At 59.4% G+C, this 15,450-nt stretch carries 8 protein-coding genes; all 8 read right to left on the bottom strand.

Annotated elements, in window-relative coordinates; genetic code table 11:
- Nucleotides 1-39: 39 nt before the first annotated feature.
- Complete coding sequence (locus Thiofri_RS15130; protein ID WP_009146907.1) at nt 40-7,731, bottom strand: sacsin N-terminal ATP-binding-like domain-containing protein; 7,692 nt, start codon at nt 7,729-7,731, stop codon at nt 40-42.
- A 260-nt stretch (nt 7,732-7,991) separates the two neighbouring features.
- The gene (locus tag Thiofri_RS15125) at nt 7,992-9,251 is read right to left on the bottom strand and encodes a vWA domain-containing protein (RefSeq protein WP_009146909.1); all 1,260 of its coding nucleotides are present in this window, start codon (nt 9,249-9,251) and stop codon (nt 7,992-7,994) included.
- 19 nt (nt 9,252-9,270) lie between these two features.
- The gene (locus Thiofri_RS15120) at nt 9,271-9,804 is read right to left on the bottom strand and encodes a MerR family transcriptional regulator (protein ID WP_040854858.1); all 534 of its coding nucleotides are present in this window, start codon (nt 9,802-9,804) and stop codon (nt 9,271-9,273) included.
- Nucleotides 9,805-9,967: 163 nt separating this feature from the next.
- Nucleotides 9,968-10,252 carry a hypothetical protein gene (locus tag Thiofri_RS15115; protein ID WP_009146911.1) on the bottom strand — a complete coding sequence of 95 codons (285 nt, stop codon included), beginning with the start codon at nt 10,250-10,252 and terminating at the stop codon, nt 9,968-9,970.
- 504 nt (nt 10,253-10,756) lie between these two features.
- On the bottom strand, nt 10,757-11,389 hold the full coding sequence (locus tag Thiofri_RS15110) for a DUF721 domain-containing protein (protein ID WP_190275759.1): 633 nt from the start codon (nt 11,387-11,389) through the stop codon (nt 10,757-10,759).
- Between the two features lie 46 nt (nt 11,390-11,435).
- Nucleotides 11,436-12,476 (bottom strand): radical SAM protein, encoded by a 1,041-nt coding sequence (locus Thiofri_RS15105; RefSeq protein WP_009146912.1) that lies wholly within the window; start codon nt 12,474-12,476, stop codon nt 11,436-11,438.
- Nucleotides 12,460-12,930, bottom strand: a complete 471-nt coding sequence (locus Thiofri_RS15100; RefSeq protein WP_009146913.1) for a MerR family transcriptional regulator — start codon at nt 12,928-12,930, stop codon at nt 12,460-12,462. The genes Thiofri_RS15105 and Thiofri_RS15100 overlap by 17 nt, the downstream gene beginning before the upstream one ends.
- Complete coding sequence (locus Thiofri_RS15095; RefSeq protein ID WP_009146914.1) at nt 12,927-15,290, bottom strand: VIT and vWA domain-containing protein; 2,364 nt, start codon at nt 15,288-15,290, stop codon at nt 12,927-12,929. The genes Thiofri_RS15100 and Thiofri_RS15095 overlap by 4 nt, the downstream gene beginning before the upstream one ends.
- Between the last annotated feature and the right edge of the window lie 160 nt (nt 15,291-15,450).

The following is a 15,450-nucleotide window of genomic DNA, read 5'->3' as shown; positions in this document are numbered from 1 at the left end:
GGTCAAGCTCCTATCTGGATCAACTTCGATATCAGGGAATCACGAGGCATAAACTGTGCAACTGCTTTTCACTTGCGGGTCGTAAGCCATCAACTGGAGCGGAATGTCATAGGCGCCGTCGAAGCGGGCATCCTCCGAACCCAAATGCTCGACCAGGATTGCGTGGATCTCCTTGGAAAGGCCGATCTCAGCCCCGGTGCCTTCGAACTGTCCGTATCCCCACTGCACGAGAAGATCGCGCACGCCTTTGGTTGGTACATAGGCGCAGGCGTGAGGAGCCTTCGCGCCATCGACCACCTTGAGTCGAAGCAATTCTCGGACGACGAAACAAGCACCGATGCCTAGTGTTTTGTGCAGTGGCGGCGTCGAAATGCCTCCACCGCCAAGTTTTGAGGCGGCTCGAGGCTTCAAGACATTGTCCTGTGCGAGCCGACAATCACCATCCTTCCATCCCCAAGTTGGAAGGCCCAACATGAGTTCGCGGTATTCATCGAGGTAGCAGGCAAGGCGATAGATGGCAGGGAAACGTTGCATCCAGTGCTCGTAGGTCTGGGCATCGGTCTGAGCGTCGATATAAGCATCCAGAACGCTCATCCATGCTTCGGGGTTGTTTCTTGGATCAGCTTTCGCGAAGACATCGTCCCACCAGCGCTTTGTGTGGCACATTTCGATGAACGCGCGGTTTTGATGACGCCGACCTTGGATAAAACCGAGCGTGTGGAAATGACCCAGTAGAAACAGGGTCAGCCAAGCGGAACGGTCTCCTTTGCAGTCATCATCATCGAGATGCAGGGCCTCCACTGGCGCGGACCCCCCTGGATAGATGTCTTGTTCATAATCCTTAAGGTAGACAGCTCCATGTTCTTGCCAAACATCTCTCAACTTCAGGAGAGTTCGCTCAACATCCACGAGGCGATGCGGCTCTTGCGGGTTGCTGTCGTGCTCTGGCTCCGAAACAAACCGATCTTGACTTTCAGTGCTCCTGAACTGAATCAGGACTTGCAGTACTTGCTCGAACGACCAGCCTTGGAAATAGGGCGAATCTTTCGACAGTTCCGCGAGCCAAGTGCCGTTAAGTCCGATTGAGCGGAGTTCAGCGATCACCTGTCCACCGCGTTCTCCGTCACGCAAGTACACCAGAGCGGCGCTTCTCCGGTCATTGTCCTCTTTCAGTTCTCGTATCCAGCGCGCCAACTGCTGTGTGTCAGCCCTGAACCCGCTTGGCCCCCGACAGAGTCGCAGCAGAGTTCGGCCCGCCTCGTCATAGTCTGTGCTGAGTCTATTTCGGTCAGGCGCGAAGGCCCACCGCAGCCGTTCTTCTGGATCGCGCTTGGACGGATCGGACATCAACAATTCAGTTGCCGGTGCGAAACGGCCAGTCACGTCTCGGAACAAAGCGCCGTTGAACAACTTCTCCGTGTCTGTAAGATCCTTTTGCTGGTTTTTGCTCAGGTCATCCAGTTGTTGCGAATCCAATATGGCGCCCCAGATCCGAGCGGGCTCCGGGTCAAGGCGCACCTGTTGGCTGTCAACCATGAGCCGGGAGACCCAATCGGCGAGCCGACTTGATTTCCACTGTGCTCGGGCCGTCGCGTACGATGGGTGGGCGAGACTAACCCACTCATGGATTTCGGCAGACACCGTTCTCTGTGGAGTAATTTCGTCGACGAAGTGGCTCCAGTCGAAGAGTTGCTCCAACACGTTCGGAATGGACAAGGCGTCGCGCAACACTAGCCGAATATCGCTGATCCTGACCATGGCACGATGCGCGCTGGGTAAGCCATTCGGAAGCAGTGGGTGTCTCCATGCGAGTTCTCCGAGCCCAACCTGAGCAGTGCATTGCACAAGTGATCGCACCTTGCTTGGCTCACGCTTATGGAGTCCGCCGACTAGGGTTCGCCACAAGCTGTACCACAGATCGTATGGAGTCATTCCCTCGTTCAAGCCGACGCCGTGGCAAACTCCGTCCCAGTCTTGGTCGACGGCGAGCCTCAAGTCTTCGATGGCGTCGTTCAAGACGCACCCGAGTGCTTCAGCGATGACGTGATTATGCTCCTCGCGATCGGCTAGGCTGGTTCGTGCCGCGTTGACATCGAAGCGACCGTTAAGTGCGACGCCCAGTGCTGCGTCCTCCGAGGTCGGAGTCAACACCCAGAGTGACGGAATGCTCTCCAGCAGCGGTTTCAAACCTGATCCATCCAGCCCAAAGAGGAGCGCGCCGTCGCCCAGTTCGATACGCATGACCTTGGTTCTCATCATGACGTCTTGATCGTTTGGATCTGGGATCAGTAGACTTCCAATGCTGAAAGCTGGGGCTTGCTCCAAACTGCTTGGGGACCAGGTGTAGGTGGTGCTGCCAACATCAATTTGTTGGATCGACTTGGCGAAGCAGCACAAGACACCAGCCATCTTTTGGAATCGGTCGAGCAAGGGAGGGATCGAGTCAGGATCCAAACGTAGCCGAATGCCTGTGCCGGCTCCACCGCCCGCAGGTGCATGCTCTCGGACCAAATGTCTAAGGTCTCGATCGTCGTCATGCTGCATCGGTAACATGCCGCCGAGAATTCGCATACTCAGTCGACCGCTGACAATCTCAGGCTCCGGACAGGCGAGAAATACGCTCTTGAAACCCAGGCCGAACTTCCCGGTTGCTGGAGGTTCCTTGTTGGACGCGTTGACAATGAGCATTTTTTCGAGATCGCGATGATAGTCGCGGTCACGACCGGGAAAGGGATCGCCTGTGGCGTTCAGAGGACGGCCCCAGTGCATGAATGTAAGTGCGTCGTTCTCGATCACGACGACGAAGCGAGAGGGGGTCGGCTGAGTATCGGAGAATCTGCTATCAACTTGATGCGTATAGCGTAGGATCTCCAACTGTTGACACACCGCGTCGTCTGCGTTCTGAAACAGTTCGAATGGGATGCTCTCGCGCTTGTACTGGAATTCCTCGATCTTCCCGCGTACGCCTTCCAGCAAGGCGTTACGCGCGGCCTCGTCACGCTCGATCAACTGTTGGATGTGTCGTAGCGCGTCCTGTTTTTCCTGCTCGAACTGCGCGGCACGATCATGGCCGCGATACTCGACGACCTTGGCTCGGGCTTGGTCGAAAGTCTTGAGCGCGCTCATCATGCCTGGGTGACGGCCAGGCTTCAGTTGTGTCGCAAGTATCGGAAGGCTTTCCAGAATCAAGCTGCGTGCAACATCAATTGCGATTTGGTCCGAACTTTCTAGCTCTGGCCACAAGGATGAAAGATCGCCAAGCCATTGATCCGACCATTGTTGCGCAACCAACCGAATCGATTGTCGCAGCATAGCCGCGAGTGCTTCTGTGGGATGTTGGCTAGCTTCCACCGGTGCAAGCTGGACCAGTACGCGATAGTTTTCGTTATCCCCGCGAACCGTGACGAACCCCTTCGCCCCAGAACCACGCTTGACCCGCAAAGGTTTACCAACGATGGAGGATACCACCACTTCGTTACTGCTCACCCTAACGCCGGAGAAGCTGTAACGCTCCATCGCATCATCTGGATTTCTCCAGTTCAGATAAGCCCAAGTCTTTTTCGGTCCGGTATCATCCGGCTGTGGTTTCCACGGCAGCTTGTCTAGGAACCATTCCCGCAAGTTGGTTCGATTGCCGCGATAGACTTCCACCAGCCGCTTTACCTCTGGCGTTGCACCACAGACGGCGACGAAAGCACCGATCAGGGCATCTGGCACTTTGTCACGCCAAGCGCTGAAATAGTCTTCAAGCAGTTTGGCGAGTGTCGCGCCTTCGGCAGGTGATGAGGCGGAATGTGTCGGCTCGGATTTACTTGACAGTGCATTGGCCGGCACAACCAGTTCTTGCAGGATGCGATAGTGGTCCTCATTAAGTACGAAACGTCGCTCAATGTCTTCTGCGTTGGCGCATAGTTGGTTGGCTGGTCGCCAGTCACCGCCGCTATCCATGAGTTCCAGCGCGGCGAGCTTCTCCTCCGCGCTAGGCAACCCAACAAACCGCTGTAGATACAGCTTAAACGCGGCGCGCCGAGCTGGATTCGGTTTTCCTTGTCGTCGAAGCCAGCTCAGCACCTGCAAGACGATTTCCAATTCGTCGTCTAGTTCACGTGCCATCTCCGGATAGACGTAGCGCGCTACGTCGTCCGGGGCGTGCGCTTGGGTCAGGCTGTCCAACAAGGCCCAACCCTTTGCAGGTGCCAGATTAGGAGGCATCGCAGCTAGCACGGGTAATGCCTCCAGCAAATCTGTTGGTGCTTCCTCCAGCTCGCAAAGGTGATATTGAGGCATTTCGCTGATCAATAATCCAAGCGTCTTGAGGGCGTCATCACCTTGGGCTAAATAACCCAGATCACGGATCAGGCAAAATCCAGGGTGATCCAGAATACTCGGTGGTAAGAGACCGACAAAGCTATAGGCACCATCTTGCTGTTGAGTTGCCAGATCGCGGATCAGACCGGTTGGATCCTCGCAGTCGATGATGTCGGATGGTTTGAACGTTGCCCCTTCCTGATCAGGAATCCAGTCTTTTTCTTTCAGCTGCGGCTTGAGTTGGGGATCGAATGATGTTCCTAGAGTTTGGATATCTTCGAGAATCCGGTCGATCAACTGCGCAGATTGGTGTGCTGACAGCATCAGCTTGAGTCGCTCGCGCGCATCGAACGGTGACGCGATCAGGCGTTGCTGATGCCGGCGCAACTCATCATCGTGACTGCGGCGAATGATCCGCAAAGGATCGGTAAGGCCAGCCGGGACTGTAAGGCCCGTCTCCAGATACACCCCCTCCCCAATCAGGTCACAGCGCTGCCCGTCAGTACATTCGTGCAACGGCAGCATGCGCCAAACGATCTCGTCGGTGGCCGCCTGAGTCAGGATCTCGATGCACTCATGTGGCTCGAAGGCCTTGGCATCGATCCGAGCAAGACAATCCTGTTTGAGCGTCTTGATGTCATCGAGTAGGTCTTTGGCTCGAATACGCCTGACTCCGAAAGCTTGGCGGACGGGATCCGGGACATACTGAGCCAGATCAGAATCGATCAGATTCCATCCGTCATTCAGTTGGCTCCAAATGCGCTCCCAGGCTGTGCTTTCTTCTGTGTCCCGAAACCAGAGCGTCGTCTGTAAATCACTCCAGTGACCGTCTTTTCCATGTAGGAGAAACCGAAACCCGCGTTTGCTCCGTTCGTCACTACCTGGGGCGGACAACTGACGTATCAGAGATTTTCTCGTACTCGGCTCGCGCAATGTATGAGCGTGGGAGCTCAGCGCATGCAGTACACCCCTTGCATCACAACTCATGATCTCCTTGTTGTCGATACCCAGGAGTGCCAAGCTTCTCTGCTCAAGAACCAGAACTCGACCATTTGCCAGCACTTTTTGTAGCGGCTTGGCCAATGCGCGTCCTTGATCGTCGCTGACTTGTCCACGCCGGAACAAGAGAGACACCTGCTGCGCCTTCTCGATTTCTGAAAGTGTACATGCCCTAATCTTGTCCCCATCGCTGTTGCCGTCGTAGAAAACAGCGATGAGTCGCCGATTCCTCATTGTGCGCATCAGCGAGGCTGGTGCGCTAGAGTCACCGTCGATTCGGTTGGCCAGCTCGTAGATCAGGTTAAGTACAGCAGCGTTTTCTTCGTGCGTCGATGCTTCTTCAATCCAGTCTCCGATCAGTAGCAGCAGTTTCCCGGCATCTTGATACGAAAGCTTTGCCTCTTCCCCCAGGTTGTCCGGACAGAGTTCGGAGGGCAGAACTAATGGTTCCACAGGGCATGTCAGTAACCGTTCCCGCAGTGTTTCCGGAAGGCTCTCGGGCAGTCGGAGCTGAATGGAGTGCGGCAAGTACCCGTTCAGGCGTTTGAGTTGCCGCTTGTTTGATCGGATACGGTCAAGACCGATCTGCGAGAATCCATCTCGAATGAGTGCCACAACCTGCTGCTGAAGCGATCTCTCGCGCAACAGACCATCCGGTGACCGCAACAATGCTAAGGTATCGACGAGGTAGCCAAGCTCATCGGGGCTCTTCAGAATCCCTGCCGCCGAGACATTGCCGAACAATCGAAGCGCCTGTTCTAGATCTGGTGCGCTAAGAGTGCGCCGCGATAGATGTTGAGTATCGGCTGCTACGAAAGAGTGGGTTCCTTCCAGCTCTGACAGTTCAGGAAAGACACGCCAGGGAAGCGTCGGATCACCTTTAGAGGATGTCGAGGGCGGCAACGGCAGCAAGGGCCGTTCGCTGCTCACGAGCGTCCAAGCCGGTCCGTTCTGCTTCAGTTCGAGCACCCATTGCGCTGATTGAGTGATGACGCCGTTGAACTTGGTCCAGAGCTGGCTCCGCGTGATGGTCTTGGCCAAGAGGCGCCCCGTTTCGACGTGTCGCTCCGGGACAAGCGTTGAGACGTAGTCATGCAGGACCGGTAATAGTAGTGGCAGCGTGCCCTTGGCTGCCAAACACTGATTCCAGGCAATCCGAACCGCATCGACGGAGTCCGTAGGTCTTTCGGACTCGCCTTTGCCAAGGACATGGAATCCATGAATGCCACGACGTCCAGGGTCGACGAAGAAATAGCCATGCAGCGTTAAGCTGAAATCCTGATCGCCTCCGCAGAAGAGCTTCTCGGAGACGAGATCGTCCTCAAGTGGCAGGAAGACTGCCCAGCGGATCGTCAGATGACCTGTTGATGCAACTGGGGCCGCGGACGCGGTCAGGACGATCGATGCATGAGGTTCGGCCTTCTCGCGCTCGACCTTTGGGTTGGCAAGATCATCGATATCATCGATCTCCGGCCACTGGTGCCCGTGGCGTAAGTCTTTCAGCGCATCAAGCCAGTGATGGGTCTCGCGGCCATTGAAATGAGATTGAGCCTTTGTCTCCCCCTTGGCTTGGATATCGATGAGGCCCTTTAGGTGGTGCTCTCCCGAAGCTGTCGGACCGCGCAACCGTTGAGCTGGATCCCTGATCTCGATATGGAAAGGTTTATAGCGATTCATTGTGCTCGATTGGAAGCTGACCTGCTCCACATGGCGCAACAACGGAAGCAAGTCGGCAACTTGAATCGGCAGATGAGAGTCCTGGAAGAAAGACAGGGAGTCGTCTCCGTCACCTGGGAACTCTTGAGCGATAACCCCGGTGACTTTGTCGCTTTCTCGCCGATGCACTTCTCGCCGCAAAGGTAGCCATAGCACAAAGGGTTGCTCTGAATGGAGGGTGGGAAGCGCCTTAGTGATCGTCGCGACCGCATCACCCATTGCGGCTGCGTCTTCGGTAGTAAATTGCTCCCAGCTGGGATGGATGGCCGCAAATTCTTCGCGCAAGCTCTCAGGAACGCTCCAGGGATTAACGATGCGTGCAATCCGTCCTCGTTCGGCGATATGGCCGAGGAAGAAGAATGCTTCACAGAAATGGAAGACGCTCTTCATCCCCAAGCCAAACTTGCCAATCGCGGCTCGATCCGCAACTTTGTTGCTCAGACCGTAATTGCGAATGCCCCAGTCGTGCTTTGCCTCAAAACGACCATTGTTGATGACGCAAAGGGCGTCACCTTGGAGAAGAGGGTGTTTGGATTTACTGAGCCCTGGAATTAGCGCAAAAACCACATGAGTGGCCTCCGCATCATCGGCGTTTTGGATCAGCTCCTTGAGAACCGGAAACCCACGTTTGTATCGATCTCCAAGATCGTTCCGTAACCGCTGGATATCTCCGAGCGGATTTTGAATAAAGCCAGAATATCCTCCCATCCCATTCTCCTTGAATTGTCCTGTTCACACTCCGAACGATGACTGCCAGATCCGCTGTAGAATCGATCATCGATTGTTACAGGACTACCGCTGCATGTCAGCTACGGCCCCGAGCACAGCAGGCAAATCGTGCTGATGCGCCCCGGGCCAAGCGGGCGGTTGGTGCTGCCCAAGGTGGTCAGTGCTGAGGCCCTGGCTAAAGCCGCCAATGCAGAAGACTCCTTTCTCTGAAACAGTCTGGCCGTCCAGGCTTAGGTGCGTTAGACCTTCTCTCTGTCACGCCGGCGCCGTTCTCCAGTTGCGGCCCTGCCTTTCATCTGGCTGGCCGAGGAGAAATAGCGCGCCTTCGCATCGCGCGAGCTGAAGCGGTGGTGGTATTCCTCGGCTTCGCGGTCCAGTGTCGCAGCGAGTTCCTGTAATTCAACATCCTCCCCAGCATAGCTGGTGATGCGTCGGGCAACGGCACGGACCCGGTGGCGTGCCTGATCAACCTCGCCGCGGCGATTCTCGACCGCTGCTTCGCGTCGCGCTAGGTTGGCGTAGTAGGCGGCCACCAACCGATCAACCGACCGCTCACGACGCTGGCGGTCATTGTCTTGATGGTTGGCCCAGGTCCAGGTCTGTTGCCCGGTGGCCAGCGTTTGTCCGTCAACCTCCAGTGCGACCTCCACTTGGCACTCCGTCTGCTCCGTTCCATCCGGAAAGGTCACAGCCAAAAGGACATCTTGCACCTGTTCACTGACCAGGTCGCCCAGGCGCACCCGAAAGCCATCATTGGTGGCTTGTCCGCGGAAAACGCCCAGCGGCTCAATCCGCACCCCGCCGTTGGCCTTGATGGTCAGCCAGGCATCGCGCCAGACCACATCCAGCGCATCGCCGAGTTCGCGTGCCAGCACGACCTCAATCTGCTCAGCGCGCTCGATGTCATAGAGATGTCCTCCGCCAGCATCGGCTAGAGTGCCGAGCAGCGCCTCGTCATAGTCATCGCCGACGCCGAAGGTGCTGGTGATAACCCCGCGTGCATAGAGCGCTGCGGCATGCTCAGCCAGTTCAGCGGGGTTGGTCAGGCCCTCATTGGCCAGCCCGTCGGTCAGCAGAAAACAGCGACGCAGGCGTTGGTCACCCGTTGTCTCGCCGACCAAACCACAACCGGTCAGCCAGCCGCCAGAAAGATTGGTGGTCCCGCGTGGACCGACACGCGATAACCCCTGCTCGACCTGGGTGGCCAGTCCACCGCCCGCCGGTGTTAGATCAAGCAGCGTGTCGATGCGGTCATCGTAGACCACCAGCGCAAGGCGATCCTCACCGGACAGTCGTCGTGCTGCCTGCACCGCCGCATCGCAGGCGCGCGGCCATTTGTGTCCGCCCATCGACCCCGAGCGGTCGAGCACCAGGGCCAGATCCAGCGGTGGACGATCCTGAGCGCCATCCGCGCGCGGTGCTTCCAGAGAGACATGCAGGAACCGGCGGCTATGTCCGCTGGCGCGGATCAAAGAGCGATCAGTGGCAAGATGAAACATCAGGGCGTCCTCCGTGAGATTAGGGATCAAGATCGAACAGGCGCTTGGCCTGAGTGATCAGTTCTTCGAGTCGGCGTTGCTGGGCGCGCGCCAATGGGCGGCGCACATGCAACTCGATATCCGGATGCAGGGTGATGCGCTCCCAGTGACTGCGGGGGAGGGACTTGTCGTCCTTGCGACCGAGATCTTGGGCTTTGGTATCGGGCTTGGCCGGTAACGAACCGCTCGCCATTCCCGACAGTACCTGCGCGACATAATCCCGCGCCGAGCCTGCAGATGGAGTAGGGGGCGTGGCCGGTTCTTTCTGCAGCGCGGCACGAACCTCGGCATCATCCAGCCCCTCAAGCTGGGCGCGGATGGTCGCCAGCGGCTGATGCGCATCCTGCAGGCGACGGATCAGTTGCAGACGCTCAAGGTGACGGGGCTCATAGGTCGCCCCGCCGCCGCGGCCAAGTGGTGGTGGCACCAAGCCTTGAGCAATGTAGTAGCGGATGGTGCGCACATTGAGCCCGCTGCGCGCGCTGAGATCCTTGATGGTGAATGATTTGGACATGGTCAAAGTATACATGCGACAGTGGCACTGTCAATATACTCCAACACAGAGATGCGGCCACCAGTTGCGGCGGTTGCGGAGGGTTTGGTCGTTCGGCCGGAATAAAGAGAAGGGGATTGCGTCAGTGGAAAGCGCCGTGCGCCTGCGATCAGTGACTGTTCAGTCAATATTCCTCGGGCAGCATGACCGTCGTCTGACAGCGGTCTGCTTCGGTGATGATCCAAAGCCTCAGCCCCGAGTCGACCTTGTAAACGCTCACCAACCGTTCATTGTCTTGCAGGGCTTGCTCATTGGCTCGCCAGTCGTCTTCATCGACATCACCCCAGTCACCATAACAGTGCCGATGCAGGACGGACTGCAGCAGGTCTTGCTGACCCCGCTCTTCCAACACGGCCATCACGCCTGCCGTGGCCAGGGTGCGGCCCATCTCGAAAAGTGGTTTTCTCATGGTTCATGCTGCTCCAAAGAACATCGAAGCCCAGCAGGCGGGGTTAAATATTCACTCTTGGAGACGCCAAGCGCAACGCACTCGGGTCCGTTTCATCACCTCTGTCGCTCGCGTCACGTTGTTTTCAGTCCGGCCGAGGCGGCTTCAACGCGAGCGCAGGCAATAATTTCCGCTGGTGTACCAACCGGCCGGGCAGCTCGAACCTACCTTCTCAATGGCCGACTTGGCATTCTTGCCGGCCACGCAATACTCGCCGCTGGTTTAATACCCGGCAGGACAGCTGCCAGATTTTGGCATCGCACCGCGCGCAGCAGAGCCCGGCACACAATAGTCACCTTGGGTGCGATAGCCGCTTGGGCAGGCGCCTTGTTTGGCCAGCGGCTCCATTGCATGGCTCAGGCTGGTTGCGATTGTCAGAAAGATTCCCAGCGTGGCTGCGAATATCTTGGCGGGGAAGGCTTGTGCTGATTTCGGCATGGCGAAGATTCAGAGATGTTCGTGAGATCACCCATCCTGCCACATGGCGGTATGGAAGCTCACCTCATCGACTCCCATCGGCTCAATCGCCGCATTGATGGCCGCACGAAACGTCGTAAATGCCCGTGGGTTCTTTCCAGCAGACGACCAATCTCCCCAGGGCGGGCGATACGTCGGATCAGCCACTACGGCGAGTCGCCGGCGTTTGCGCCCGTAAAAGCCACGCGGTTTGCATCGGCGAGCAAGGTCTTCGCCGACAATGCGGGGCCAATGCGTTGCGAGCCTTTCCAGCGTCCGGCAAACCTCATCGCGGGAGGGCTTTCTGGCGGGTGGGTGATCCTGTTCACCCTGCTCTTGCCACCAGATGCTGCCGTCCGCGCCGATTCCTGAAATCCGCTCTGCCACATCGCAATCGGGAGGAGGCGGCAAGCGATCAGCAAGGGTTTGGCCGAACCCATGGGTGTTCGCCCACTCAACCAAGGAGGTCCAACTAAGACGTACCTGCCATGCGCTGGAAAATGCTGCGCCCGCAAGAATCAGCGGTTTCGGCGGAACTGGCGGCTTGGGATCGTCCATCAGCCGCCAGCGTTCTAGCAATGCGCCATGAATGCGTGCCCAGTCCGCAGGCCGGGGGACGGGTGTTGAGGTTGGAATGTGCATGGGGTTTTTCAGGCCTTTTGTGTTAGTGGTGGAAGGATGTTGCAGGCTAATCACACGTGCGGTCGGCCAACCAAGCCAGCCCTGCCGCCAGCGCGCAAGGATGCTGGTGCCGGTTGACCGTTTCGCGCGCCTCGGAACCATGGGGCTCCAATAACCGCTCAGGCCTTCCTTCGGCAAACGCGCGGACAACCCGGTTATCCGCAAACTGCCGAACGATGGTCTCGAGCGACTCGTGCTGCAGCGATCCGAGCCAGCCTGCGCCCGGCGCATAGAGGCAGGAGCGCACCTGGCCATTGGGAGCCACATGCAGCAGGCTCGGTCGGTAGAAACCGCGCCCGGCGCAGGGCGTTTGCGCGAGCCGTTCAGCGATTGGCATGTCCTGGGCCTGACCGTCAGCGCAGCGCGCCGCCCCGATATCGATCAGATCCATCACGACGGGCTCGGCGAGGTGCAGAGGTTTCAGGGTTTGCTCAAGCAGATCCCGCTCCAGCGCCGCCTGCTCCTCGGGCGTTTCGCCAGTGATGATGACCTGGTAGGGCTGATGGCGCTGCTCGCACAGGCCGATGATGTGCAGCAGGCTGCGTTTGAGCTCAGGGTATTGGTCAAAACGCCGATCCCAACTGAAGGCAAGCAGGCTCACGCCGGAGTCGGCCAACCAGTCCAGCACGGCGGTTGCATCGCGGAACCGGTGCTCGCCGATCTCGAGATGACGGGCGAGTCCCCACCAGCCGTTGGTATTGACCCGCACCGGCACGCCCAATGATTGAGTCGCTTCCAGCAAAGGCGGCAACGGACTCCCGGGGCGCAGGATTTCCCCGCCGGTAAAGTTTACGCCGGTCTTGATCAGCCCCAAGGCGACAGCATCCTGGATGGCTGCAATGATCGGCGCCGGCTTCGCCCAGCCGGTATGGCCTGCGCGGCGCAGATCGGCCTGCAGGCAATGGCGACAAGCCAGCGGGCAGTCGTAGGTCAGCTCGAAATTAATCGCCTCGACAAAGCGCAGACTGGGCCGGCGGAGCCGTGGTTTGGCCCGAGATGTCGATCGGCGATTGACCTGCAGGCCGGACCGTTCAGTCGGTGCCGTCATGGCCCAGCCCCTCCACCACTGCGCTCAACTGCGTAATTAGCCCCCGCACCTGCTCGGCATCCAGTCCCAGCCGGCCGGGCTCGATGTGCAGCTCCAGCCCCGGGCGCAGGGTGACCCGGCTCCAGACCTCCACGGTGCCCGGCGCGGGCTGAAAGGGCAGGGGCTCGGCATCCCCGCGCAGCAGTCGCCCGATACGCTCCAGCGACACCCCGGCATCAGCCCACTTGCGGATCAGCAGCAACTGCTCCAGATGCCGGCGGGTGTAGTAGGACCCGCGCTTGGCGCCCTCGGGCGGTTCCAGCAGCCCTTTCTGGGTATAAAAGCGCACGGTGCGGCGTGCCACGCCGCTGAGGCTACAAAACTCATCAATGCCGAAGGTGGGCGTCTCCAGGTCGGGATGGTCGTCAGACGGGTCGCGGGCATCGTCCTGAGGGTGATCTGCACGCATGCTCATGCGACCTCCTGAGCACACCAGGCCGCGACCCACTCATCGATGCGCGCGCGCAGTGCGTCGGGTAACTCGCGTTGGCAGATGAAACGCAGGCGTCGCTGCGCCTCCCGGCTCAGGCCAAGACCGGATTGCCGGTTCAGGAACAGGTGCAGCAGGGTCGCGACCAGAGCCTCCTCGGAGGCGCCGGCGCGCTGCAGTTGGCGCAGATCCGCAATCAGGTGCTCTGGCACACCCGCATCGGATAGCTCCGTCAGCGAGGGCAGGGGCTGGCTGTCATCAGCCAGCCGCGCGGCCTGTGCCAGCAGCCAGTCATGCACAGCGGCGATGTCCGCCAGCGGCAGGGTGCTGCCTGAGTACTCAGTGTCGGGGAACAGATCGGCCGTATCAGGATCGCTAGCAGGCGGTGGCGAAGTGTCCCTTGAGCGCGCCCGGGCCTGGTTTGCCAGCGCACGCGTGCGCGTCTTTTTACGCTGCTCGCGCGGTTGTTGGTCGCCGTCCATGCTTGACCGCCGTCCGAGGTTGAAGCGGACGTTCGACAGATGCTCGGCCTCCGCAAGGCTCGGTGGAAGCGGTTCACGGGCAGAAAGCATCTCTTGCCGGCATTCCATGATGGGTGCTGCGGCTTGGCAGACATCGCCCAGTCCACCCCAGCCTGCTGCCAGCATCTGCGGCACCTGGCGCAGTTCAGGTAACCCAGAGGCTTTTTCACTCGCGACATCGCGCAGTACGAAATGGGTGTAGGCACTGACCAGTTGATGTTTGAGCGCCAGCGCTTTGGCCTCGGCCTCTGGCAAGCTGTCCAGTCGTCGCGCTGCCGCCAGCCGGGGCAGCACATCGGCCGGCAGAAAATCGGGCGCGGCCTCCAGGCGCAAGCACTGGGTCTGTTGGCGGTCGTCCTCGCCGGTGGTGGTCAGCGTCAGTTCACCCTCGGGCAGGGCGGCAAACCCCGCCAGCCGATGCAGGGTATCGCCGGCAAAGAGCCCTGCGGCACGATCCGGCCAGCTCCAATGGGGGGCTTGCGGCCACTCCAGTGTCAGGCTGGCGCGCGGAGCGCGCAGGCGCTCGAAATGGCGCAGAATCTGGTCCGACATCCTCTCGTTGGGATGCACCAAAAGACACGCGCCCTCGGTGGCTTCAGCGAGTCCGCGCACCAGATCCTCGGCCACCGAGGCGCCCACGCCGACAGTGAACAGCCGATGCCCAGACTGGCGGGCCGAGGCAATCAGTTGCTCGGCACCCCAGACATCGCCGTCGGTGATCAACAAGATATCAAGCGGCCGGCTTTCGACAGTGACCCCGCCTGCGGCCTGACTGAAGGCTACCTGTAGCGCAGCGCCTAGTTCGGTGCCGCCAAGATCGGCATCGAGCCGCATCAGGCGCTCCTTCAGTGCCTGAAAGGTGACTTGATTGGCCGGCTGCAAGGTCGGGAACAGGGCATCCGGACTTGAGCCGAAGGCAATCAGGTTGACCCTGTCGCTCGGCAGCAACCGCTCGACAATGGTCTGCAACGCCTGGCGCGTCTGCTCCATACTGACACCAGCCATGGACCCGGAGCAGTCGATGACCAGCACCAGATCGCGCGCTGCCGGTTCGGCGTGCTCCTTAAGATCAGGCTGCAAGCTGAGCCAGGCCAGGGCGCCTTCGCCATCCGGTGCGACCACTGCCGCTGGCCCCCGCGCTGCGGCCTCGGCATGAATCAAGAGCACCAGATCCCGATCCATCGGCGCGGTCCCCTCACAGTGATCAGCGGCTAAGGTCACCCGCTGTCGTTCGCCTTCTCGTTGCGTTTGGATCGCATGCGAGGGCGATTCCACCCGCGCCGAGGCCAGCGCCCCGCCCAGATCCAGTGCCAGGCTGAAACGGTGCTCTGCCGCCAGCGAAACACCCGGGATCTGATGCGGCGCCAGACCGGCACGCTGCGGATCGCCATAACGCGGTGCCAGAGTGGTGGGCAGCAGCAGGCGCAGAGAGTCCTGGTTCCAGACCCCGAGCAGGGCATAGCGATACTCCAACTCCGCGCGTTCGCCAGGGAGCAGATGCCCGACATTCACCGTATAGCGACCAGGGCCGGCGCTTTGCAGCAGAATCGCCTTGTCACCGCTGGCGATGGCGTCTTCGTATTCCTCCTCGGCCTCCTGGCTGGCGAGAATCTGTCCTTCAAGCTCACGGCCATTGATGCGCACGCTCACGCCGAGTAGGACCGCTTCGAGCGGGACGGGGAAGGTGAACACCGCCTCGATATCGACCGACTCTTGATTGACGAAGGTCTGGGCGATGCGCAACTCGCCAAGCAGACCAAGGAACTGACCGCGAATGGCGGTGGCAGTCAAAACCGGCGTTTGGGGTGCAACAGTCTGATCCATGCTGAGTCTCCGCAGCTGTCCCGCCCCGCGCGCGGCGCGAATCGTCGCGCATCAGGGGCGGCTGACTGAAGTATAAGACATCATAAACAAACAGCACGACTGTTTTATACAACCGTGATCGAGATCAACCCGGAAATTGCACAGAACCGCTGCACTGGCC

Origin of the sequence: Thiorhodovibrio frisius, from assembly GCF_033954835.1 — a bacterium.
Taxonomy (GTDB): Bacteria; Pseudomonadota; Gammaproteobacteria; order Chromatiales; family Chromatiaceae; genus Thiorhodovibrio; species Thiorhodovibrio frisius.
Note: the sequence above shows the minus strand (reverse complement) of the source record. Positions and strands in the feature narration are given on the sequence as shown.

Bases quoted from the DNA above. Each gene is read 5' to 3' on its own strand.
- Thiofri_RS15130 (WP_009146907.1), bottom strand. From the start codon at position 7,731: ATGGGAGGATATTCTGGCTTTATTCAAAATCCGCTCGGAGATATCCAG.
- Thiofri_RS15125 (WP_009146909.1), bottom strand. From the start codon at position 9,251: ATGTTTCATCTTGCCACTGATCGCTCTTTGATCCGCGCCAGCGGACAT.
- Thiofri_RS15120 (WP_040854858.1), bottom strand. From the start codon at position 9,804: ATGTCCAAATCATTCACCATCAAGGATCTCAGCGCGCGCAGCGGGCTC.
- Thiofri_RS15115 (WP_009146911.1), bottom strand. From the start codon at position 10,252: ATGAGAAAACCACTTTTCGAGATGGGCCGCACCCTGGCCACGGCAGGC.
- Thiofri_RS15110 (WP_190275759.1), bottom strand. From the start codon at position 11,389: ATGCACATTCCAACCTCAACACCCGTCCCCCGGCCTGCGGACTGGGCA.
- Thiofri_RS15105 (WP_009146912.1), bottom strand. From the start codon at position 12,476: ATGACGGCACCGACTGAACGGTCCGGCCTGCAGGTCAATCGCCGATCG.
- Thiofri_RS15100 (WP_009146913.1), bottom strand. From the start codon at position 12,930: ATGAGCATGCGTGCAGATCACCCTCAGGACGATGCCCGCGACCCGTCT.
- Thiofri_RS15095 (WP_009146914.1), bottom strand. From the start codon at position 15,290: ATGGATCAGACTGTTGCACCCCAAACGCCGGTTTTGACTGCCACCGCC.